General features: G+C 59.4%; 22 protein-coding genes. 7 read left to right on the forward strand and 15 right to left on the reverse strand.

All coding sequences use genetic code 11. The annotated features are described in order from the left end of the window. Window positions 1-7: 7 nt before the first annotated feature. A complete protein-coding gene (locus DES53_RS32870; protein ID WP_211325483.1) occupies window positions 8-406 on the reverse strand; it encodes a type II secretion system protein in 399 nt (132 codons plus the stop codon). A 159-nt stretch (window positions 407-565) separates the two neighbouring features. On the opposite strand from DES53_RS32870, the gene DES53_RS08520 reads away from it, so the two are divergent. Continuing rightward, window positions 566-946: a VOC family protein gene (locus tag DES53_RS08520; protein ID WP_113957799.1), complete on the forward strand. Its 381-nt coding sequence runs from the start codon at window positions 566-568 to the stop codon at window positions 944-946. 5 nt (window positions 947-951) lie between these two features. On the opposite strand, the gene DES53_RS08525 is transcribed toward DES53_RS08520, so the two are convergent. The 4 genes from DES53_RS08525 to DES53_RS32875 form a co-directional block, all read right to left on the reverse strand. Further along, on the reverse strand, window positions 952-1,494 hold the full coding sequence (locus tag DES53_RS08525; protein ID WP_113957800.1) for an SRPBCC family protein: 543 nt from the start codon (window positions 1,492-1,494) through the stop codon (window positions 952-954). A gap of 31 nt (window positions 1,495-1,525) precedes the next feature. Next, complete coding sequence (locus DES53_RS08530) at window positions 1,526-2,278, reverse strand: GDSL-type esterase/lipase family protein (protein WP_113957801.1); 753 nt, start codon at window positions 2,276-2,278, stop codon at window positions 1,526-1,528. Window positions 2,279-2,284: 6 nt separating this feature from the next. Then, window positions 2,285-3,145 (reverse strand): sterol desaturase family protein, encoded by an 861-nt coding sequence (locus tag DES53_RS08535; protein ID WP_113957802.1) that lies wholly within the window; start codon window positions 3,143-3,145, stop codon window positions 2,285-2,287. A 107-nt stretch (window positions 3,146-3,252) separates the two neighbouring features. Further along, window positions 3,253-3,405 (reverse strand): hypothetical protein, encoded by a 153-nt coding sequence (locus DES53_RS32875; protein ID WP_170156958.1) that lies wholly within the window; start codon window positions 3,403-3,405, stop codon window positions 3,253-3,255. Between the two features lie 225 nt (window positions 3,406-3,630). On the opposite strand from DES53_RS32875, the gene DES53_RS08540 reads away from it, so the two are divergent. Together DES53_RS08540 and DES53_RS08545 are read left to right on the forward strand one after the other, a co-directional pair. After that, window positions 3,631-5,028 carry a hypothetical protein gene (locus tag DES53_RS08540; RefSeq protein WP_147263284.1) on the forward strand — a complete coding sequence of 466 codons (1,398 nt, stop codon included), beginning with the start codon at window positions 3,631-3,633 and terminating at the stop codon, window positions 5,026-5,028. Beyond that, a complete protein-coding gene (locus DES53_RS08545; RefSeq protein ID WP_113957804.1) occupies window positions 5,025-5,855 on the forward strand; it encodes a sugar phosphate isomerase/epimerase family protein in 831 nt (276 codons plus the stop codon). The genes DES53_RS08540 and DES53_RS08545 overlap by 4 nt, the downstream gene beginning before the upstream one ends. Window positions 5,856-5,995: 140 nt before the next feature. Here the strand turns inward: DES53_RS08545 and DES53_RS08550 are convergent, their stop codons facing one another. Both DES53_RS08550 and DES53_RS08555 read right to left on the reverse strand, forming a co-directional pair. Further along, window positions 5,996-7,078, reverse strand: a complete 1,083-nt coding sequence (locus DES53_RS08550) for a DNA topoisomerase IB (protein ID WP_113958141.1) — start codon at window positions 7,076-7,078, stop codon at window positions 5,996-5,998. A gap of 22 nt (window positions 7,079-7,100) precedes the next feature. Next, window positions 7,101-7,973 carry an SDR family oxidoreductase gene (locus tag DES53_RS08555; protein ID WP_113957805.1) on the reverse strand — a complete coding sequence of 291 codons (873 nt, stop codon included), beginning with the start codon at window positions 7,971-7,973 and terminating at the stop codon, window positions 7,101-7,103. Window positions 7,974-8,171: 198 nt separating this feature from the next. On the opposite strand from DES53_RS08555, the gene DES53_RS08560 reads away from it, so the two are divergent. Both DES53_RS08560 and DES53_RS08565 read left to right on the forward strand, forming a co-directional pair. Continuing rightward, on the forward strand, window positions 8,172-9,428 hold the full coding sequence (locus DES53_RS08560) for a Gfo/Idh/MocA family protein (RefSeq protein ID WP_113957806.1): 1,257 nt from the start codon (window positions 8,172-8,174) through the stop codon (window positions 9,426-9,428). Between the two features lie 166 nt (window positions 9,429-9,594). Then, complete coding sequence (locus DES53_RS08565; RefSeq protein ID WP_113957807.1) at window positions 9,595-10,905, forward strand: hypothetical protein; 1,311 nt, start codon at window positions 9,595-9,597, stop codon at window positions 10,903-10,905. Window positions 10,906-10,934: 29 nt separating this feature from the next. Here DES53_RS08565 and DES53_RS08570 read toward each other — a convergent pair whose 3' ends face one another. From DES53_RS08570 to DES53_RS08595, 6 genes are all read right to left on the reverse strand, one after another. Next, window positions 10,935-11,405 (reverse strand): FKBP-type peptidyl-prolyl cis-trans isomerase, encoded by a 471-nt coding sequence (locus tag DES53_RS08570; RefSeq protein ID WP_113957808.1) that lies wholly within the window; start codon window positions 11,403-11,405, stop codon window positions 10,935-10,937. Window positions 11,406-11,517: 112 nt separating this feature from the next. Further along, window positions 11,518-11,913 (reverse strand): BamJ family beta-barrel-assembly machinery protein, encoded by a 396-nt coding sequence (gene bamJ / locus DES53_RS08575; protein WP_113957809.1) that lies wholly within the window; start codon window positions 11,911-11,913, stop codon window positions 11,518-11,520. Window positions 11,914-12,007: 94 nt separating this feature from the next. Beyond that, window positions 12,008-13,114: a ribosome small subunit-dependent GTPase A gene (gene rsgA, locus DES53_RS08580; RefSeq protein ID WP_113957810.1), complete on the reverse strand. Its 1,107-nt coding sequence runs from the start codon at window positions 13,112-13,114 to the stop codon at window positions 12,008-12,010. Between the two features lie 202 nt (window positions 13,115-13,316). Further along, complete coding sequence (locus DES53_RS08585; RefSeq protein ID WP_113957811.1) at window positions 13,317-14,462, reverse strand: glycosyltransferase family 2 protein; 1,146 nt, start codon at window positions 14,460-14,462, stop codon at window positions 13,317-13,319. 54 nt (window positions 14,463-14,516) lie between these two features. Beyond that, window positions 14,517-14,981, reverse strand: a complete 465-nt coding sequence (locus tag DES53_RS08590) for a hypothetical protein (RefSeq protein ID WP_113957812.1) — start codon at window positions 14,979-14,981, stop codon at window positions 14,517-14,519. Between the two features lie 85 nt (window positions 14,982-15,066). Next, window positions 15,067-15,678, reverse strand: a complete 612-nt coding sequence (locus tag DES53_RS08595; protein WP_245958123.1) for a M15 family metallopeptidase — start codon at window positions 15,676-15,678, stop codon at window positions 15,067-15,069. Between the two features lie 260 nt (window positions 15,679-15,938). On the opposite strand from DES53_RS08595, the gene DES53_RS08600 reads away from it, so the two are divergent. Then, the gene (locus DES53_RS08600) at window positions 15,939-17,987 is read left to right on the forward strand and encodes a carbon starvation CstA family protein (RefSeq protein ID WP_113957813.1); all 2,049 of its coding nucleotides are present in this window, start codon (window positions 15,939-15,941) and stop codon (window positions 17,985-17,987) included. A 296-nt stretch (window positions 17,988-18,283) separates the two neighbouring features. Here DES53_RS08600 and DES53_RS08605 read toward each other — a convergent pair whose 3' ends face one another. Together DES53_RS08605 and DES53_RS08610 are read right to left on the reverse strand one after the other, a co-directional pair. Then, window positions 18,284-19,330: a DUF6807 family protein gene (locus DES53_RS08605; protein ID WP_113957814.1), complete on the reverse strand. Its 1,047-nt coding sequence runs from the start codon at window positions 19,328-19,330 to the stop codon at window positions 18,284-18,286. 50 nt (window positions 19,331-19,380) lie between these two features. Continuing rightward, window positions 19,381-20,085: an SGNH/GDSL hydrolase family protein gene (locus tag DES53_RS08610; RefSeq protein ID WP_113957815.1), complete on the reverse strand. Its 705-nt coding sequence runs from the start codon at window positions 20,083-20,085 to the stop codon at window positions 19,381-19,383. 249 nt (window positions 20,086-20,334) lie between these two features. Between DES53_RS08610 and DES53_RS08615 the strand changes: the two genes are divergently transcribed. Then, window positions 20,335-21,732: an SGNH/GDSL hydrolase family protein gene (locus DES53_RS08615; RefSeq protein ID WP_113957816.1), complete on the forward strand. Its 1,398-nt coding sequence runs from the start codon at window positions 20,335-20,337 to the stop codon at window positions 21,730-21,732. The last annotated feature ends 19 nt before the right edge of the window (window positions 21,733-21,751 follow it).

Here is a 21,751-nt window from a genome sequence, read left to right on the forward strand (position 1 = left end):
TTGGCTCTCAGTACGCAATCGTCTTGCCTCCCTGCTTGAGCGTCACCTTCTTCAGCGGATCGATCGAATTGAAGGTAATCGTGTAGCCATTGGGCAGATAGCTCGTGAGCTGGCTTTCGGCATAGCTGAGATAGGGCGCCAGTTTGCTGTAGCGTGTCTGGGAGTTGGTGGAGGCGTTCCAGTCACTCTTCGCCTGTGTGCGACCGCGTACCTGCACCAGCGTGGCCATGGCCATATTGAGCGACTCGGCACGGGCGATGGCCATGTTGAGCTCGGCATCGCTGCGCACTTTGATGAGATTGGGCAGGGCAAGGAAGGAAATGATGCCGATGATTGCGACAGCGGTGAGCATCTCAACGAGTGAGAATGCGTGGGAGTGGGGGAGATTGGCAGGCTGGCGAGACATGTAGGAATTTCTGCACAGGCCTGTGTATCGTCCATGATCCTGCGGTTTGAGCATGGGTCCGCAGGAGGGAGATTGGGGGATAGGCAGACTGCTTAGTAAAAACATCCGGGAAGAGGCTTCCAGGCTGGCCATCCTCACTGAGTCGTTGCAAACTCCGGCATGCCCCGGCGTTTCGACCACATCGATCTTCGTGTGCGCAATCTGGAGGAGGTGCGTGCCTTCTATGACACCTTTCTTCCGGCGCTCGGATTTGCACACGATGCGCAGATAGAAGGCTGGATTCAATACGATGCCATAGGCGAAGATGGCACCCTGCGTGACTTTTTCGGTGTCACCGAGTCACCCGGCCATGTGGCAAACGAAAACCGCATCGCCTTCTGGGCAGATACGGATGCCGAAGTAGATCGACTTGCTGCTGTCGCAGTGAGTGTCGGAGCCAGGAACGTCGAAGGGCCAGGCTTCGAGGTGCCTGGCTACTACGCGGTGTTCTTTGAGGACGCCTCTGGAAACCGGTTCGAAATCTGCCACCGCACCAATTGAGGAGCCTACGTACTTGGCTTCCAGAAAGTTGGCTGTGGAGGTGGCGGGATGGCCGCTCGCGCCGCTTCGTCGAGAGCCCTGCGTCGTTGCAGTTCCAGCTTCAGGCTTTCCTCTCCACGGTTCATGGCCCAGCGGTGGTTCGCGGAGAAGACAGGTCTGCAGAGCCAGGAAAGAGACTGTAGAATGGGTTTGTCGGCCCGGACGCGCCAGTCGAAGAGGATCTCGACCTCGTCTTCGCTCTTCTGGGCGAGTTGCCACTCACCTCTGCCCGTGAGATCCCCTGCGGCGGCAAGGCTGAAGCCATCCGGACGATTCACTTCCGTGATGGTAGAACGCCAGCGCAGAGTGTAAGGCAGCCAGCCTTTTGTGAAGAGATCCATGGACGCACCGACGCCATCCGGTCCGCCCTGGTTTACGATGGTGGTTTCCAGATAAACCGAGGGCCACCAGCGGGGGAGAGATGTACCATCGTACAAGACATCATACACCTCAGCGCAGGTGCCCGGGACCGTCCAGTGGGTCAGAAATGAATACTCAGTGGCTGGCATGACATGGGAAATGCGAGCCGGAACAGTGCCGCTAGTTCCAGCTCATGGTCTCGAGGATCTTGCCGCGCCACAAAGCGTACGCGGTCTCCGTGAGATGCAAGCCATCGTTGGTGAATTCTGCTTTCAGCCGCCCTTCGCCGTCCGCCATCAGGGAGTGAAGATCGACAAAGGTGCACTTGTATTCCGCCGCCAGACGTTTGAGCCGGGCGTTGAACTCGCGCACCGGGGTATTCTGCTTGTCGTGGTTACCCCGGGTGGGCAGGACCGATTGCACATGGACGCGAAGTTCGGGAGAATGCTCGCGAAGCCGCTGGAGCAGAGTCCGATATCCCGTCTCCATGGAATCCACCGATTTGCCGGAGTTCAGGTCATTGATGCCGATGAGGATGAAGACATCCGTGGCCGCGCAGTCGAAAACGGAATTGTCCAGCCTTTGCAAAACGCCACGCGGATCATCGGGCGCCATGTTGTTCCCGATGACGTCGGCCCCGATGCCTCGGTTCAGCACTCGACGCCCAGGGAAGTGCTTGGCGACATCGAAACCTTCCGTGATGCTGTCACCCAGCAGTACCACATTCTGGAAAACCAGGTTCTGCTCCTTGAAGGCCCGCACCCGGTTCTGCCAGTGCATCTTGAAGATGGCTCCCCAGTCGGGTGGTGGAGCCTTGGCTTTCTCGGCCGTCGGAGCGTCTGGTTTCTTGTCCTCGGCAAAGACTGGATGTGTTGCCTGGAGCAATAGCGCGAGGAACGTGCAAAGGGCAGGGGAGGCCAGACGGTGTATCATAAGTTATCAGGAGACGCTGGGAACGTCGAGCGGAGGTTTGGGCCCGGCCCCATCTCCGGGTGGGGCAACGGCATTGTCCTTGGGCGCGGTCACCTGGCGGAAGCGCTCCTCGTAATTCTCGTGGTTCGTGCCCATGAGCCGGTCCCAGAAATTGAAGTACAGTCCATAGTTCCCGCGCATGGACTCGTGGTGCATCACGTGATTCGTGGGGGTATTCATGAGGTACTTGAGCGGCGTATTCATCAGCCAGCGTGGATGCACCTCATATCCGGAGTGGCCGACAACGTTGTAGGCGACCTGCCAGAGCATGAAAATGCCGAAGGCCCAGAGATGCATGGGCATCACCGTGACCACGATCGGGAAGATGGCTGCCTGTACTACCGCCTCCAGTGGGGAAAAGGCATAGGCGGCCCAGGGCGTGGGATTGTGCGAGAGATGGTGCACCCGGTGGAAGAGCTTGAAGAGCTTGCGGTGATGCATGAGCCGGTGCGTCCAGTAGAACCAGGCATCATGAATGAAGATGGCAATCACAATGCTCATCCAGAACCAGAGCTGGCCATGCTGGTCGATCTTCCGATAGATCTGCGTGTATCCATGTCGCGAGGCAATGATGGTCAGCGCCCCAACCATGGCAAAGACAACCATGGACATGGCCGAGTATCCGATCTCGCGCCAGACCTCGCGACCCCTGGGGAATTTCGTGATGATCTTCCGGGCGAACCACTTCCGCTTGAAGATCACGTAGCACAGCAGCCAGGCGATGCCTGCGAGCAGGGCGTAGCGAATCGTCAACTCAAGCGTGCTTCCCGCGGTGAGTTCGAAGAAGTTCCATTTTCTGAAGGGTTTGGCGGCGAGCAAAAACGTCATGGGGGATGGTGGGGCTGAGGCTTCTGTTCCCGGCTGTAACGATCGTGCGCCTGCCGCACGAAAAGTTCACTTCACGAAAGACGTGGCTGACCGTCTTCTGGTTTCCATCATTTTCCAACAAGCAGGAAGATGCCGGCCACGAGGGCGAGGATGGCCATGATGACTTGAATCTGAGGAAAGCCCACATTCAGCCCGACGAGGCCCTGGAGGATGAGATAGATGGCAAGGAGGAGGGTTCCGATGCTCTTGGTGATTTTCATGGTGGGAGGTCTGGGGAGGTTTGACGGGCGATGCGTGGCGCATCGCGCCGATTGTACGGAAAGGCCGTTTCGGTGTCATTCCTTTTGCTGTCGTCCATGGCTGGAAGGCGATACCGGCCTTGGGAAGGGTATTGGACGTGCGCATTCTCGCACCCATCCGGAGCCTTCGACGCAGCCGATTTCCAAGGTGAAAACGATGTGAATGCGGTTTTTGAAGACAGCGCTGTGTCCTTTTACGCGGATCCTGTGGTCAGGACACGGCTGATGGAGTTTCTCGGGGAAGATGTCGCTGGCCAGACTTCGGCGGTGTACCTGACTTGCTCCGATGGCGTCCAACTCGATCCCCGCATGTTCCGGTTGCCCTCGGAGATCGATTGGTTCCTCGGGAACAATCTGGATATTGCCCGATCATTGGCGGATTCAGCGGCAATCCTCATGCATCTGGATGTGGAGTACGTGAGCTTCGCGCATCCGGCCGAGGCCTATGAGGATCCGGAGCGCGCTTTTGGCCTGCAGGAGCCCGTGGTGAGAGCCATTGAGGCACAACTTCTGCGCTGGGGCATCAAGCCGCTGCATCTCATCACGGGCCAGGGGCATCACTTTGTCTGGAAAATTGATCGCGATTCGGACCTTGCGAAGAGAATCGAGGCCCTCTCTCCCACGCCGGAACTTACGGAGCGATGCATGGCACGTGTGCCGCCGTTCCTTCAGGGACGCATCACGCCCCAGATGCAGGAGGTCTTCAGCGGGGTGGGGCTGATCATGGAGTATGTCGCCCATTGCGTGAAGGAGGAGGCGCGCGCCTCGTGCAGCATTCCCATTGAGCTCACTGCAGTGCACGTGGATCATCGTGGCTCTCGCAGGCGGGAGTTCATCTCCATCGATATCTCTGAGTACGGTGATCCCCTCCACACTCGGATGGTGCGGCTTCCCTTCACGAACTATCGCAAGCCCAAGCTCATGGAACTCACCGGCCTGCTGCCGACAGGAGAGCCCGCCCAGACTCTGCGCGCGATCCCACTTCATGAAATGGACGTGCAGATGGCGCTGAAAGTACGTCGCAGTGAGTCCGAGGTGCGCGACCTGGCACGGCGGGCCTGTGTGCGTATCCCAGACCAGACCTTGGGCTCCACAAAACTCTTCCATGAGTACATGGCCTCACGACTGCGCCACTTCCACGAGTACTACTATTCCACGAAACACGATCCCGTGGAGTGCTGGCCAGATACCTACGACCACACGCCCATGGACCCACTCCCGCCATGCGTCCGACATATTGTGCAGAATCCCAATGATCTCCTGCTGAAGCCTGCCGGCATGCAGCTCGTGGCCCGTACGTTTCTGGCGCAGGGCTGGCATCCCAGGCACATCGCCGGATACATCCGTTCGCGCTTCGAAAAACCCGAGTTCGGCTGGGGCGTAAACTGGAACGATTACGACACGGCCACCCGTGCCGACTTCTACGTGAGGAACTTCATCGGGCAGTACGAGACCCGTCTGGACCGGCTGGAGGACTACAACTGCGCTTCCACGCAGGAGAAGGGCTTCTGTTGCGCGCCGGAGGACCCCGGCTGCTGCCTGCTCCTGCACTACGAATCCCTCATCGAACGCCAACACCGATGAATCCCTGGCTCATTGGTCTGTCCACCGGTTGCTTCTACCGCCGGAACATCATGACCATCCTGGAGGATGTGAAGGCGAGCGGATTTCATGACATCGAAATCTGCTCCTTTCCCATGCATCTGAACTACCATTCGGAGGAAGACGTGCGTCGTGCGGGTGATCGCATTCGTGACCTGGAGCTCAATGCGTATTCCTTTCACGCGCCCTTCGCGAACCATATCGACATCACCTCGCTGGATGAAGGCGTCCGTGAGAAGGCGGTGGTCGAGCTGGAGCTGGCATGCAAGGCGGCTTCGTGGATGGGAGCAGAGCACATCGTGCTGCATCCTGGTCCCGAGCGGGAAGGTCGTCCGCCGCAGGGGGAATTCCTGGCGCACATGGAGCATGCCGGGAGATCGCTCAACCGCGTGGGCGCGTATTGCGGCGAGCTCGGCGTCAAGCTGATGCTGGAGAACATGCTGCCACACCTGCTCTTCGGCCATATCAGTGATCTCATGTTCTTGCTCGGTGAAATCAAGACACCAGGCGTGGGCATCTGCCTAGACACAGGGCATGCCAATCTCGCGGGTGAACTCGGTCGTGTGATTCCCACCTTCTCAGGTCACCTGAAGATGCTGCATGTGAATGACAACAAGCGGAACTACGATTCCCACCTGCCGCCCGGCGAAGGGGTGATTGATTGGAAATGGGTGGCGGATGAACTGCGGTACAATCACTTTGAGGGCGGGCTCATCCTGGAGCTAGCGGGAGACGAGCATGAGTCTACTTCGGTGATTCTGGAGCGGGCCGTGCGAGCGAAGGAATATCTGCGTGGGGTGGGGGCGTAGGAGAGTGGGGTGGGTGTGTTTACGTGCATTGGATTCAACGCAGAGACACGGAAACGCAGAAGAACTTCGGAGTCTGAAGAGCGAGGATGGAAATGATATGCATCGTGCGGTTTGGATTGCTCCCGTTACCAATCTTCCTGCTATTTTCCCTTTGCGTGCTTCCTCTTCGTCTTCCGCTTCCCCGCATGCAGCCGCTTGTCCAACAGCACTACCACCGCCGCTTCTTGCGCCTTCAAGTTCCTCAACCCTGAATCCACAGCCGGATCCAGCTTCTGCTTGATGGTCTCAATGGTGGCGCCCTCCAGGTAGCAATCGAGGATGGCAGGGTGCACGTAACACTTGCGACAGACTGCCGGAGTATTCCCCAGCATGCTGGCCACGGCTTCGATGGCAGTCACGATGTTCTTCTTCGCCTGCGCCTGCGAGGTGAAAGACTCAAACTCGCGCAATGCAATCGCCGCAAGCACGGTGCCGGCCCAGGTGCGAAAGTCTTTTGCCGTGAAGTCACTCCCGGAGATCTCGCGGATGTACGCATTCACCTCGGACGAACCCACGTCATGCACGCCTGTCTCCGTTTCGTAGGCAAAGAGCTCCTGTCCCGGCAGATCCTGACACCGTCGTACCACACGTGCGAGCGTGGGTTCCTTCACGTCGATGTCATGCTTCTTCCCGCTCTTTCCCCGGAAGCTGAACTTGATCGTGCTGCCCTTCACCTTGGCGTGATGATTACGAATCGTAGTCAGCCCGTAGGATCCATTCTGCTTCGCGTACTCATCATTGCCGATGCGAATCAGCGTGGCCTCCAAGAGGCGAACCACGGTAGCCAGCACCTTGTTGCGTTCCATGCCCCGAGCGCGGAGATCCCGCTTCACCCGGCGGCGAATTTTGGGCAGAGCGCGCGCGAAGGCGAGGATGCGGTGGAACTTCGTTTCATCTCGCGCCTGCCTCCAGCGCGGATGGTAGCGGTACTGCTTTCGTCCGCGTGCATCGCGTCCAGTGGCTTGCAGATGCCCATTGGTTTGGGGACAGATCCAGACATCAGTCCACGCCGGAGGAATGACGAGGCTCTTGATGCGGTCCAGCGTATCGGCATCGCGCACACGCTTTCCCTTCGCGTCTTCGTAGAAGACACCGTTCCCCTTCTTCACACGACGCAAGCCCGGACGGTCATCGTTGGTAAAACGCAGCCCTGCTTCCTCCAGCTCCACAGGGGGCACTGACATCAGGGCCAGCTCTGGAGCACGCTTATCCATTGACGATCTCCCCACCGTTGGGATGCAGCACCTGCCCGGTCATGTAGGAGGAGTCATCACTTGCCAGGAATACATAGCACGGGGCCACTTCATTCGGCTCACCAGCGCGGCCCATGGGCACATCCGATCCGAAGGTGGAGACGTGCTCAGGCGGGAAGGTCGAGGGAATGAGCGGCGTCCAGATGGGGCCCGGGGCCACGGCATTCACCCGGATGCCGCGCTTCACCAGCGAGTGCGCCAGGGAGCGTGTGAAGCCGACAATCGCAGCCTTCGTGGACGCGTAATCCACCAGTGAGGCACTGCCGCGATATGCCGTGACGGAGGTGGTGTTGATGATGACACTGCCCTTCTGCATATGCGGCAGCGCGGCCCTCACGAGGTGGAACATCGAGAACACATTCGTGCGGAAGGTGCGTTCCACCTGCTCCGCGGAGATGAACTCGAAGTTCTCCTGGGGATGCTGCTCGGCAGCGTTATTCACGAGAATGTCAATGCGGCCAAACTCCTGCACCACGGCTTCCACGGCTTGCTTGCAGGCTGCTTCATCACCGATATCAGCAGCGTGGGTGAGGCAGCGGTGGCCGAGTTTCTTCACCAGCTTGGCGGCTTCGGAGGCGTCCTCGTCTTCATTCAAATAGACGATGCTCACGTCCGCGCCTTCTGCAGCAAAAGCCAGGGCGACTGCGCGTCCAATGCCGCTGTCTCCACCGGTGATGAGAGCCACACGATCCTTGAGCTTCGGTTCGCGTGCGCGATGGCGCGGCTCTGCGTGTGGTGCGGGCTCCATGACTGACTCGAGTCCAGGTTGCCGCGTCTGGATTTGAGGTGGCCGAACGGGCTTCTCTTGTTGCTGCATCTGGGCCATGGTCGTAAGGAGAAAGGCTGAAGTTTCATCGGGGTCAGGCCCCGCAGACCTCGTGGTCTGATGTCCTGTTATCGGGACAGCGAGCAGGCATGGCTGGGTGGTGGCATTCGGCCGATGGCCACGCGGCCTTGAGAATTCGGCCTCCGTGCAATCGCCGCCCACCGCGCATCCGATTCACGAAGTAACCCCGTTACCGCCATGCAAACCTACTCCAATCGAAGGCAGTTTCTCGGCCAGACACTGGGTCTGGCGGGTGGGACGTTTGCTGTTCTCCAAGGCCAAGGTCAGGCTGCAGATGAACCTCGCCCCTCGCAGCCCAAGAGTGCTGCACGTCAAGTTTCGCCAGGCAAGAACAACGGTGGAGGCACCGTGCCACTCGCGCCGCCGGACAAGCAACCACCCGACCTCGATGTGCCTGATGCACCGGATCGGACGCTGGGCTGGGCCATCGTGGGTCTGGGGCAGTTGGCTCTGGAAGAAATCATGCCGGCCTTCGGTGGATGCAAACTCTCAAAGCCGACCGCGCTGGTCAGTGGCCATCCAGATAAGGCGCGCCGTGTGGCTCGGGCGTATGGCATTGCTGAAGACGCCATCTACAGCTACGAGAACTACGACAAGCTGGCCGAGGACAAGCGCGTGGACGTCATCTATATCGTGCTGCCCAACAGCATGCATGCGGAGTTCACCATTCGCGGGCTCAAGGCTGGGAAGCATGTCCTTTGTGAGAAGCCCATGGCGGGTAATGTGAAGGAGGCGGAGGACATGATTTCTGCGTCCAATACCACGGGCAAAAGACTCGGAGTGGCCTACCGGCTGCACTACGAGCCCCTGAATCGCAAGGTCATGTACCTTTGCCAGGAACGGAATTTCGGCGCGGTGAAGACCTTTGTGTCCTCCAACTGCCAGGATGTGAAGGCTCCGAACATCCGCCTGAGTGGCACGCTCAAAGGAGGTCCGCTGGGTGATGTGGGTGTGTACTCCATCAATGCGGCACGCTATGTCATTGGTGAGGAACCGGTGGAGGTGAGCGCGTACATGCACGAACCCAGCGATGATGATCGATTTCGCGAGGTGCCTGAGAGTGTGAGCTTCCAGATGCGCTATCCTTCAGGAGCGCTGGCGCATTGCGATTGCTCGTTCGGCACTGCGGAAAGCCGCTTCTACACCGTGCATTGTGCGAAAGGCACCATTGGTATGGATCCCGCCTTCAGCTATCGGGGCCTCAAACTGTGGGTGCGAGAAGGGGATGCCAAGGGCGGCGATGCAGCCAAATCTGAGCTCCTCATCCCTCAAGTAAACCACTTTACCGAGGAGATGGATGGCTTCTCAGATGCGGTGCTGCATGACAAGCCCATCCTTACACCCGGATCGATGGGGCTGGCAGATATGCGAATCATCGCGGCCATCGAAGAGGCGGCGAAGACAGGAAAGTCCGTGCCTGTGAATATGGTCTGATGCGAAGAAGGACCAAGCTGACCCCAAGGCACCGCATTCGCGGATAAAAATTGAGCGCAGATCGTAGCGGTTCTGCGCGGAATGGTCACGCATTATCCACCGTGGAAATTGTCGTCCGATTTGCCTTGTTTCTTCCAAGAAATCCAAGGCATAACCGTAGTGCGTGATGATGAATGCCGACGGAAATCCTGCTTCTCCAAGAGATACTGCAAGCACCAAGCCCGCAGTTACCATCCAGAACCTGACGCCGACCTCTTCGGAAGCCATCCCTGAGTACCCCACGGCACCGGGAGCGATGCCGGTCATTCCCCCGGCTCCCTCGAAGGTTGAGGCCACCATTGTTTCCGTGGTGGATCAGGTGCCACTGGCAGCAGGCCATTCCTTTGCGCCCGTCAAGCAACCCGGCCTTTTCTCCACGTACTGGAAAAAAATCGGAGCAGGCTCGTTCCTGCTGAGCCTCGCCATTCATGCAGGTTTGCTGGCCGTTGCGACGCTGATTGTCACCACCGTCGTTACCGGAGACAAGCCGGTGGATTTCCTCCCGGGTGGTGGAAGCAAGGCGGGGCAGGAAGCTTCGCAGGCACTGGCAAACACGGTGCAGATGAAGAAGCGCAACTCTTTGCGGCAGACCACGCCGATGCAGAAGATTGTCTCCCTCAACAGCACAGCTGCCATCAGCCTGCCGGACATGCCGCAGGATCCCATCGACATGCCGGAGATGAGCAGCATGATGGGCGGGGGGGCCATGGGCAGTGGTGGATTCGGATCCTCCGGCGCCGGTGGTGGATTTGGCACCGGGCAGGGGATTGGAGGCATGAAGGGCGTCACCTTCAAACCCATCGTCATGTTCGGGAAGGATCTGAAGGCACGGAAAATTGCCGTGATCCTTGATGTATCAGGATCCATGACACCCCACCTCACCAAGGTGGTGAAGGAACTGGACCGCGTGGCCGCCGGCAGCCGCGTGATGCTCTACGTCGGATGCGGCGTGGCGACGCCCAAGGACAAGCGCCTGGACAAGGACGCCATCAAGACCAGCAGCAAGAGCAAGGATGATGACAAGAACTTCGAAGTCTTCTGGAGGAGGAGCCATCCTCCCAAGACTCCTGCTGGAGGTCCACCGCCTGACCCCAAGCAAGGGCCCGTCCAGGAGGAGGCGGTGTTCAGCCTCATGCACAACCGCTCAGAAACGTACTTCATGAAGAGCCAGGGCATCCAGTATGCATGGATCGCTCTGCTGGCTCGCGAGTTGGGCGAAGCGGACGCGCTCTATTGGTTCTCTGATTTCCAGGATCAGGTCGACGATGCGCAGATGGAAACCGTGCTGAGGACGCTCAAGCGCCGCAAACAGCGTCTCTTCATCCACGCCTCGGGTAACGGCAAATTCTTCGAAAAGATTCGCGACGGACTGTGCCTGCCCTCAGGTGGCGAGGTGGTCGAGTCACAGCCTGAGAAGAAGCCGGCACCCGCGAAGTAAAGCGGGCTGCGGCCAAGTGCGTTTGGTGGCTACTCCACCCGAATCAACGCCACCACAAAGCGCAGCGTCTCATTCGGACCTATGTCCGGGGGAGCGCCACGAGTGCCGTAGGCGAGGTGGGAGGGAATGACGAATTCATATTGCGCCCCTTCCTGCATGAGCTGGAGGCCCTCTGTCCATCCCGGGATCACACCGTTCAAGGGGAAGGTGGCGGGCACACCCCGGCTATAAGAACTGTCAAATTCCGTGCCATTGAGCAGCGTGCCTCGGTAGTGCACCGTGACCGTGCTGGCGGCGGTGGGACGGCGCCCGGAGCCAGGTTGTACCACCTTGTACTGCAGTCCGGAGGCCGTGGTGGTGTAGCCGGCCGTCGTGCTGCCGGGGGACAGTGGACCTTCCGTAGCGGGTGGAGCGGGAGTCGGGGCTGGCTTTGCAGGCTCCGGTGAGGAGCACGATGCCAGGGCGGCGGTGGCCGCAAGGAGAGTGCAGAGGCGTTTCATGGGAGTTGGAGAGGTGTGAAGACGGAAAGCTCCGAAAACAAAAAAGCCGCGGAGTTTGCTCCGCAGCTTTCTAGCAGATCGCCCTGAGAGGTCGATGTTTATCTTGAAGGGATTAGTACACCTTGAGGAGTTCCACCTCGAAGATGAGCGCCTCGTTCGGACCGATGTCGCGCCCCGCACCCCGGCTGCCGTAGGCGAGCTTCGAGGGGATGAAGAACTGATACTTCGCGCCTTCCTGCATGAGCTGCACGCCTTCCGTCCAGCCGCGGATCACGCCGTTCAGGGGGAATTCGATCGGCTCGCGACGGGCATAGGAGCTGTCGAACTCGACGCCGCTGATCAGTTCACCGCGGTAGTGTACCAGCACCGTATCCGTGGCCTTGGGGGATTTTCCCGTTCCGGGGGTAATGACCTTGTACTGGAGGCCGCTGGCGGTGGTGACTACGCCTTCTTTCTTGGCGTTTTCAGCGAGGAACTTTTCGCCTTTGGCGAGTGCGATGTCGGACATGGGAATCGATGTTGGAGGATTGAACGGGTACTGACGGAAAGCGGAGCCTACCGAGCAGCGGGACTTCGGCAAGGACGGTGTGCATTTGCCTGGCTCAGGCCCGCGGTTTCAGGTCGTGCTCAAGTTCGCGGCGATCCACCGGGTTGCGCGCCTTGATCCTGTGGTCGCGTTTGGCACGGCGCTCGATGGTCATCTGGCGTTTCTTGCGCTGGGCGCGGAGCTTGGCGATTTCGCTGTCGAGCTTCAGGTAGGCCTCATAGCGTCCAGCATCCAAAGCGCCGGTTTCCACGGCAGCGCGGATGGCGCAGCCCGTATCCTTGCCATGCTTGCAGTCGAGGAATTTGCATTGGGCGGCGAGATCATCCACGTCGACAAAGCGATCCCTCAGTGTGGTCTCATCCGTCCACATCTGTATTTCTTTGATGCCAGGATTGTCCACCAGGATACCGCCCTTGCGGAGCACCATGAGCTCGCGGGCCGTGGTGGTGTGGCGGCCTTTGCCGGTGGTTTCGTTCACTTCACCGGTCCACTGGTACTCGTCGCCGAAGATGGCATTCACCAGGGCTGACTTGCCCACACCACTGGAGCCTATGAGCGCAATGGTCTGCCCTTTCTTGAAGTACTCTTTCAGTGGGCGGTGCTTCTTAACGCTTGTGATGTGCACATCCACCTCGGATGAAAGCTCGCGAATGGCCGCCGCCGCCTCTTCGTTCTCCTGCTTTGTATAGAGGTCGGATTTGTTCACCAGCACCACCGGCCTGGCGCCACTGCGGGCAATCACCGCGAAGTAGCGTTCCATGCGCCGGAGATTGAAATCGGGACCCGCGTCTGTAACCACTACTACGGTGGAGACATTGGCCACGATGACCTGCTCTTCCGCGCTATTGCCGGGTGCTTTGCGGGAGAGGCAGGTCTGCCGGGACAGGCGCGCGCGGATGACGGTGTCTTCACCTTCGCCGCCCAGATCCAGCGCCACCCAGTCGCCTACAGCAGGCAAGGCGGCATCCGACTCCGCGTCGTGATACACCTTGCCACTCATCACGACCTCCACATCGTCATAGCCACCCTCACCGTCTTCGATGAGAGCGCCGTAAGTGATCTTGTTGTCGCGGATCAAACGCGCAGGCACCCAGCCATTCTTTTGGAATGGGGCAAACTCCTTCTCGAAAGCTTCGTTCCAGCCTAGGTCAGCGAGGGTCATTAATCACACGGGGAAAGCTAAACTACGATACAAGTCGCGAATTCCAACCGGGAAGTACAGGCGCGACCGGCTGGCAAAGTGGACCTAAGAATTCGCATCTCCGCAGTGGCCGGGATGCCACGAGAAGAGCACTGCATTCTGCAATAGGGACCGTAATGGGAGAAAGGGGTTCGGATCCGGTGAGGTCCCGGGCGTGAGCCAGTTACGGAGTGCCTCCGAGGGAGGCCGCTTCGCTCCCCACCTTCTGCGGCCCATTGGCGGGGGCGGGGGCGAGCACCGAGTGCTCGCCAGATGCGCTGTTTCGTTGAAACGCGACGGTGGCGGCCAAAAGCATCAGCTCTACAAACAGCTTTGTGATCGCGAGCTTTACCAAGGTCCACGCATGGACCCCAGGCAAGAGACGCTCCCAGTTGTCCGGAGTATGCGCCACAAATCCGATTGCAAGATAGGCCACGGTCCCCAGACAACCCAGCAGCAGGGCCAACCGCGCAAGGCGCCGCCCCCAGTCGGAGCGTAGATGCAGCCCCAGAATTCGCCCAGCGATGAGGTGCCCCACAAAGACAGCCGCACGCCCCAACACCATGGCCAGGCCCAGGCTTCCTCCAGCGATCGTGGCGCAGAGGAATACAAGGAAGTCACCCAGCAGCGACAACAGCATCACCGAGAGGTGCCGCACAAAAACATAGTAGATGCGGATGGAATCCAGCAGGGGATTGAAGTGCGAGTCCCGATTGTTCTCAATGTAGACCGTGGCAATCGGCACCTGGGTGATGGTCATGCGCTCGCGGGCCGCCATCACCAGCATTTGCATCTCGAAGTCGTACCCGTTGATCCGCACATGAAGCAGGGAGACCATGAGCGAGCGCGGGATGGCCCGCAGCCCAGTCTGGGTATCCGTAAGACAAGGCCCCATGAGGCCCTGATACACCGAACGGGTAAGGGTATTCCCAAAGCGGCTGCGCAGCGGCACGTCCCCGGAGAATCCGCGGGAGCCGAGCACCAGTTCGGCCGGAGTCTGCATGGCGCGTTCACCCACCTTGAGAATGTCCACCGGCAGGTGCTGCCCATCGGCGTCGGCGGTGACGAGCACACTGTTCGCCGTATCCGTGCAGAGGAAGTGGTTCATGCCCGTGCGAAGTGCAGCCCCCTTGCCCAGGTTGGCTGCATGACGCAGCAGCACGACCTTGTGATCCTTCGCGGCCGCCTCGAATACCTCCTCGTACTTCTGCCCGCTGCCATCATTCACCAGGATGATCCGGTTCACCCGGTCATCCGCGGAGAGGGCGGAGACGACTGACAGAAGCTGCCCCGACGGCATGAGCGCCGGGATGAGGACGGTGATTGGCATTACCGACTGCTTGTAGCAAATGGCCGGAATGCAACAAGGCTATTTTACTTTTCCTCAGTGGCCGTTGCCATTCCGGCTGTCACTGCGCACATACCACAGGCAATTGTACCGCAGGGCGTGGCTGTCGTGGAGCTGGAAGAACTCCGAGAGGGACACTTCTCCGCACTCACGCCTTTCCCCGCCGAACTGGTATTCGGCGGCAAAGGCCAGGCAGTGCCGGGGCGAGGCCTCCAGAAGGCGCTGCATGAGGTCCATCACATCGTCGCGAGTTTCCGAGCGGAAGAGCAGGGCATCGTCGCAGGGCCAATCCATCACGGTACCGGCATAGGGAGCGCCCTTTGCGCCTTCGAGCTCTTTATTGGCAAGGTTGACCATCACGCCGCTCAATTCGTCGAAGGTGGGCTGAAAAAGCCCCCGGCGGCTGACAAGGTCCTGCTCCGTACGGCACGCAAACGTGGGGTACCTCGGAAGCGGGGGAGCTTCTGGACAGTCGATGGAAATGAGTTCGATCGTGGGCACGTGTGGACGCTGTATTTGCGCACACGACGCCCGTGCAGGTAACTTTATTAGCCCGCCATAGACAGGTTTTTAGGCACACTGATTATTAGTTTTTGGGTGAATTCAGGGCCTTGTACTCTTGTGTTTTCGCCTGCGACTTTTGTGACCCATTTTGGGACTTTACATATTCCTCTGGAGAAAAATTTTCAAGTGGGAATTCCTCCCATCCCTTCGCATCAAAGTGCCACCATTCGCTGGGGAAGATCACAAATCCATGCTTGACCATGACCTCCTGAAGTAGCGTCCGGTTCTTCAGGACCTCGGGGGAAACGAGCTTGAAATCGGCCGCGGCTTTCGGGGTGAAATCATCGTAGCCGGTCGGCATGGGAAGCTCCTCCCCGCTCATGAGATCGATGAGTGTGAGATCCACCGCTGCACCGCGATTGTGGCGGGAGCCCTTCACAGGATCCGCGACATAGTTTGGATCCGGCAGCGTTTTCCAGAATTCGTACTGCACCGAACGTGGACGGTAGCCGTCCCAGATCTTCAGCCCGAGTCCCTGAGCGGCCAGCTCCTTTTGCACCGCAGCCAGTCGGTCCACCACCGAACGGCGCAGCAGACAGGTGTTCGATGCATAAAATCTCTTTTTGAAAAAATTCTGATCGGTGGCGTACGGCAAGGAGATCACTATGCTTGGGATCATCGAGGAGACTTCCACGAACTCGTGGCCCGGTTTGAAGGAAGTAGGGGAAGGCGGTGGCGCGGGCTTGGAATCATCCGCGGCGAGGCGGGGTGGCAGCGGCAGCGCTACCAGCAGCATCAGGCACATCATGACCGGTGGGAGCAGCCTTGGGAGGGAAGTCATGGGGAAACCTTAGCACATTTCATGAGAATCCCGTGTCCAAGGAAGCCGCTGACCGACCTACATGTCTTTGCCGCTTGAAAGTGGTTTCCCGTGCCGTTAGCCTTTGAATTCTCATGTCGAAATTTCTCCGTATTCTCCTCTGGTTTGGCATCTCTGCGCTCGGCGCGGGATCGGTGGCGTATTCTGCCCTGCACCAGGGTGAGACCATCAACGCCCTCTGGCTGGTGGTTGCGGGACTGTGCACTTTCGCCGTGGCGTACCGCTTCTACTCGAAGTGGCTGGTGACCAAGGTGCTCGTGCTGGACGCACAGCGTGCCACGCCCGCTTACACCAAGAAGGATGGCAAAGACTATGTGCCCACCAACAAGTGGGTCGTCTTCGGCCATCACTTCGCCGCCATCGCCGGTCCTGGACCGCTCGTGGGTCCGGTGCTTGCTGCCCAGTTTGGCTACCTCCCCGGCATGCTCTGGCTCCTCATCGGCGCCACCCTCGGTGGTGGGGTGCATGACGCGATTGTGATGTTTGCCTCCATCCGCCGCGGGGGGAAGTCCCTCGGCCAGATGCTCAAGGAGGAAATCAATCCCGTGGTGGGCATCGTCGCCATGATCTCCGTACTCGGGATCATGACCATCTTGCTGGCCGTGCTCGGCCTGGTGGTGGTGAAAGCCCTGGCGGAAAGCTCCTGGAGCCTCTTCACGATTGCCATGACCATCCCGCTCGCGCTGATCATGGGCATCGCGCACACCATTTTCAAGGTGAGCGTACGGGGAGTGACCATCTTCGGCATTGTCGGCCTCCTGGTCAGTGTCTGGGCGGGCAGCAAGCTGCCTGAATGGGGCATCGCCCACTATTTCGATCATCGCGGTGAGTGGCACGCCCTGGCCATCATGATTTACGGCTTCGCTGCGTCGGTACTGCCGGTGTGGCTCCTGCTAGCCCCGCGAGACTACCTGAGCACCTTCATGAAGATCGGCACGGTGGCCGTGCTTGCCGTGGCGATCATTTTTGTGGCCCCGCAGCTCCACATGCCGAAGCTGACGAAGTTCGTCGATGGCACGGGTCTCGTCTTTGCGGGCACGGTATTCCCCTTCGTCTTCATCACCATTGCCTGCGGTGCCATCTCAGGATTCCACGCGCTGATTTCCTCCGGCACCACGCCGAAGTTGCTGGACCGGGAGGACAACATCCGCAGCATCGCCTACGGTGCGATGGTTACCGAGATGCTCGTGGCTCTCATGGCCCTCATCGCTGCCTGCGCGCTGATGCCCGGTGAGTACTTCGCCATCAACGCCGGCATGAACAAGACCCTGCCCCCTGACAAGGTGGTGGAGACCATCACGGCGGCAGGCTTCCCTGTGACCGTGGATGGCATGAACAAGCTTGCCACCGACATTGGTGAGAAGACCATGTTCGGCCGTGCGGGCGGCGCTCCGACCTTTGCGGTAGGCATGGCGCACATGTTCGCGCGCGCCTTCGGTGACGGGCTGATGGCATTCTGGTACCACTTCGCCATCATGTTCGAGGCGCTCTTCATCCTGACGACGATTGATGCGGGCACGCGTGTGGGGCGTTTCATTCTCCAGGACTTCATGGGGGGCATCTGGAAGCCTCTGGGCAATACCCGAAGCTGGCCGGCGAACGTCTTCGCCTCCGCACTGCTCGTGGCCGCGTGGGGTTACTTCTTGTACATGGGTGTGGTGGACCCGCTTGGCGGCATCAACACCCTCTGGCCCATCTTCGGCATTGCCAACCAGCTTCTCGCGGTCATTGGCTTGTGTCTTGGCACCACGGTGCTCATCAAGATGGGCAAGGCGCGCTACATGGCCGTGACCGTGCTGCCGCTCCTGTTCCTCATGTCCGCCACCTTCTCCGCGGGCTATATCAAGATCTTCGACAAGGATCCCAAGATGGGCTTCATCGCGGGCGCCAATGAAGCGGCTGCAAATATTGCCAAGGGAGGAACCGAAGCGCAGATGAAGGTGTGGTCCGCTCTGGAGTTCAATTTCCAGGTGAATGTGGCTGTCACGGGCTTCTTCCTCCTGGCGGTCGGCGTCATCTTCTTCGGCTGCCTCTATGAATGGGTTCGCCTGCTGAGCGGTGCGAAGAAAGTGGTGCTGAAGGAAGACCCGTACGTGGCGTTGCCGGACTTGGAGCGGGTGTAGGGCCGGGCCGCAAACGGCAGAAGTGCCTTTTCAGAAATGCTCTGGCTGCGATCGCGAGTCAGAGCATTTTTTTCCTAAGCTCGGCGAGTTTTCCCTTCCACGGACAAGGCCACTACATTTGGCGGATGGAAGCAATGGGTAGCTTCACGCAGAGCAAGCTCTGCTCCCAAAAGCTGGAGCAAGCTCCAGCACTCCATGTAGCTGCCCGATCTCTGTCGTCACCAAACAAACGCGCGTCCCGCCACCAAGGCAAGGACGCGCATTCGAAGTTGAAAAGGTTCGTGAAGTCCTGACGCTTAATTCGTCTTCTCTGCAGCGGCAGGCTTGGTACCTTTATCTCCAGCCTTCGCATCCGCCTTCGGCTTCGGCTTGTTGCCGCCCGGTGTCTTGCCGGCTCCTTCGGCAGGCTTCAGGGTGCTCTTCGGCGTGGGCTCGTTCTTGCCGGTGTATTCGTTCCACGCCTTCTGAATCACATCTGCGGAAGGCAGTTCTCCTTCGCCTATGAGGAAGCGCACTTTCAGCGTGAGCACTTCATCCTTCTTTACGGCAGTGTCGAAGAATGCGCCAAAGCGACCATAGTCGCGATAGGCGGAGATGCGGGCTTTCTTGGGATTGTCCGGGTGATTGAGGTAAACCACGTTGTAGGTCTTGCCGCCTACGCTGTAGCTCTCTCCGAACCACGGATAGTCGAGGTCCTTGTGCGCATTCGCGTTTTCCACCGGATAGATGTACATCGTCTTCGAGCGATCCACTTCCTGCGCGGGGCGGTAATGAAGACCGGCGTGCTCTGGATCACCGCTGAGGATGGTGTCGCCGACGAGCGCCTTCACCTTGTGGGTCACATCCACCACCGTATAGAAGGGCGCGCTGGCGGGCGGGAAGGAAAAGGTGCGCTCATCCTGGAGAATCGGAGGAGCCCCCGCTTCGCCATCCCACTTTACCAGCGATGTGATGGAAAGCGTGCCGCCATCCGCTTTCTCTTCGAGGAACTTCTCATGCACCTGATCGCCACCCTTCATGTGCCAGCGATCGTAGGTCTTGCCGTCCACCGTGATCTTGTTCCAGCCAAGGTAGATGCCACGATGGTGTGTGAAGTCACCGCCCGCGCCCTTGGTGATCGGGCCGCTGCCTGCCGCGTCGAAGATGTGCAGATACGGCTTGTAGGTCTCGTGCGCCTTCTCGGGCGTGGACTTGTCATGCGCCGTCATGTAGCGGGCGATGGTCTTGCCATCACGTATCACATCGAGATGCTGGCCGGAAGTTTCCTTGAGCGAAGAGTCGGCCGCCGGCGCGGTCGCGGCGAAGGCGAGGAAGAGGAGATAAGAAAGGTGCTTCAGTTTCATAAGGACAAAGTGAATCGTTTGCGAAGAAGGGAAGGGGAGGAGAGCACGGTTTATTTCTTGGGCAAGTTCTGCTCTATGGCTGCGGACACAGCGTGGCCCTGCATCACGCGGGCATCGGTCTTCCAGTGGAACTGGTCTCCGCTCGCGAGCGAGAGCTTGTCTGCCATCAGTGAATAGAGGTCATTGATGGGGATCTTGCTGGTATTCATGACATTTGCCGCCATGCGGTTGTGATCGAGGATCGTGGCATTGATCACCGGATCCAGTTCCTCCGGCTTGCCCTTCACCGTCACAGGTGTGGTGCTGGCCCAGATGAGCTTTGCCTGGGGCGCGCCCGCACGGAGATTGTCCACCATCTTTTGGGTCAGCGGCTCAAACTTGCCCTCCGGGATGCGTCCCTTCTGCCAGCCATGCAGACCGAGGTTGAAGTGAATGACATCATACTTGTGCGCAGCCAGGATCTCCGCGATGGCCTTGGGAAGCTCCCCAGAAGCTTGGGACACAGGTGTGACCCAGGCATCCACGTTAGCCTTGCCATCCAGATCCTTGCGTACTGTTTCCAGGTAGCCGCCAAGGATGGAATCACCGATGCACAACACACGCGGCAGGGACGCGTCCTTCACCTCAGCCTCACGCACGCCCCAGCCGCCCTTTCCCGGAGGCAGGCGCTTGTCGGTTTCCTTGGCATCCTTCACTTGGGCGGACGCTGAAGTTGCGAGGAAGAGGAGCGGCAGGATGGCACAGAGAAATCTCATGAGGGATGTAGAGCAGGCGGATTGCAGGAGGCTTTGTTCAACGTATTCCGCCACCCTTTCATTGCGGCCGGATGGGATTTTATAGATGCGCCCTGCGCAACGTAGCTCGCGAGTCCCTTCGTGAGTCATCAAAGCCAGCTAACCAGAAAGTCCTCGCGAAGGGACTCGCGAGCTACGTTAAGCTGCCTGCGTTCGTCATCCCTCGGCACAAACGTTTTGACCTTGCGGCCCTTGCGTCAACCCACTCTCATGCGAGACACGCCTTCGCCTATTTTCTCCATCATGCCCGGCCACCTCACTTCCATTCCACGCCGCACCTTCCTCGTTCAGCTTGCCGCAGGTTGCTCCGCTGCTCCGTTGGTGGGACAGACACTCCCAGTCAAGGACACCCCGGCGCTCCCGGCGGTGAATGCGCTCTCACCGCTCAAGAAAAAGCTCGGGGAGGGGAAGTCTGCCACCCTGCTCATCATTTCCGACAGCACGGGATACAAGGATGTGTCCGGCACCCGACGTTTCCTCCGCTGGCTGGCGACCCAGTTTCCGTCCCATCGCGCCGTGGAATATTATTGGGCGGAGTGGGAGATGAAGGCACCGACCGGCCCACGAATGTACGGTGAGCCCATCGTCATCGCGGAGGGTACGTCCAAGGCCTCTCTCACCATCCTCAATGCCGTGCTGCCAGGCTCCGTGGCCCAGGCCATGATCGATGGTTCTCGATGGGCAAACATGATTGCACCGCTGAACAACGAAGCACCGGATCTCATCCTCTGGAATCACGGCCACAATCATCAAGCGGCGCTCGCACCCAAAGACTTCCCCAACGGACGCGGTGGTTTCCTGGCACCCCTGGGCCGGGTGGGCATGGAGTTTCCGAAAGCGCCTCAGGCCGCCATCATTCAGAATCCCTGGCGGGATAATGACGGCTACGACCGGGTGCGTGATTGGTGGCTCTCCACGGCAGAGGCCATGCCCGTGCTGACGCTCATCGATGGCCACGCACCCTTCATCGAGCAAAAGAAGGGCGGCGACCTTTACCAGGACAATGTGCATCCCAGCGCACGCGGCTATGAATTGATCTACCAGAGACTGGTCGCCGCGTGGGAATCCACCGAGCCCCAAGCGGAGGTACCCACCACCTGCTGGGCGAATGAGGCTGCGGAACCTCTGGTCGCCAATGGCGATCTCGCCAACTGGACGGCAGAACTGCCCGCGAACTGGCGGCTCATCAATGGGGCTGTTGCGCGCAAGGACACGGAACACACCTTCCGTCAGGCGCCGTACTCGCTAGCCCTTACCGGCACGAAGCAGAATGACGGCCTGCAGATCAGCATCACAGGCGTGACCCTAGCCAAGGTGAGGGGAAAGACCATCAGCCTTGCCGTACTGTGTTATGTGCCGAAGGAAGCCGAGCAAGACATCCAGGTGAAGTTCACCACGAACTCCAGCGACCGCGTCACTGGCTCAACCCAATTTGCGCGTGACAATTGGAAATGGATCGTCATGGCCGGCTGCCCGGTGCCAGCCGATGCCACCCTGGCCTTCGTGGGGATCTTCCGTTCCTTTGCCAAACCACCCACCTCTGACGTGCCCTTTTACATTCAGAAGGTGGTCATCGTGGAAGGCGACGCTCCCAAAGGTGGGATGTGAGGTGAAACGATCGCGCGCC

The organism is Roseimicrobium gellanilyticum (assembly GCF_003315205.1).
GTDB classification, from domain to species: Bacteria; Verrucomicrobiota; Verrucomicrobiia; order Verrucomicrobiales; family Verrucomicrobiaceae; genus Roseimicrobium; species Roseimicrobium gellanilyticum.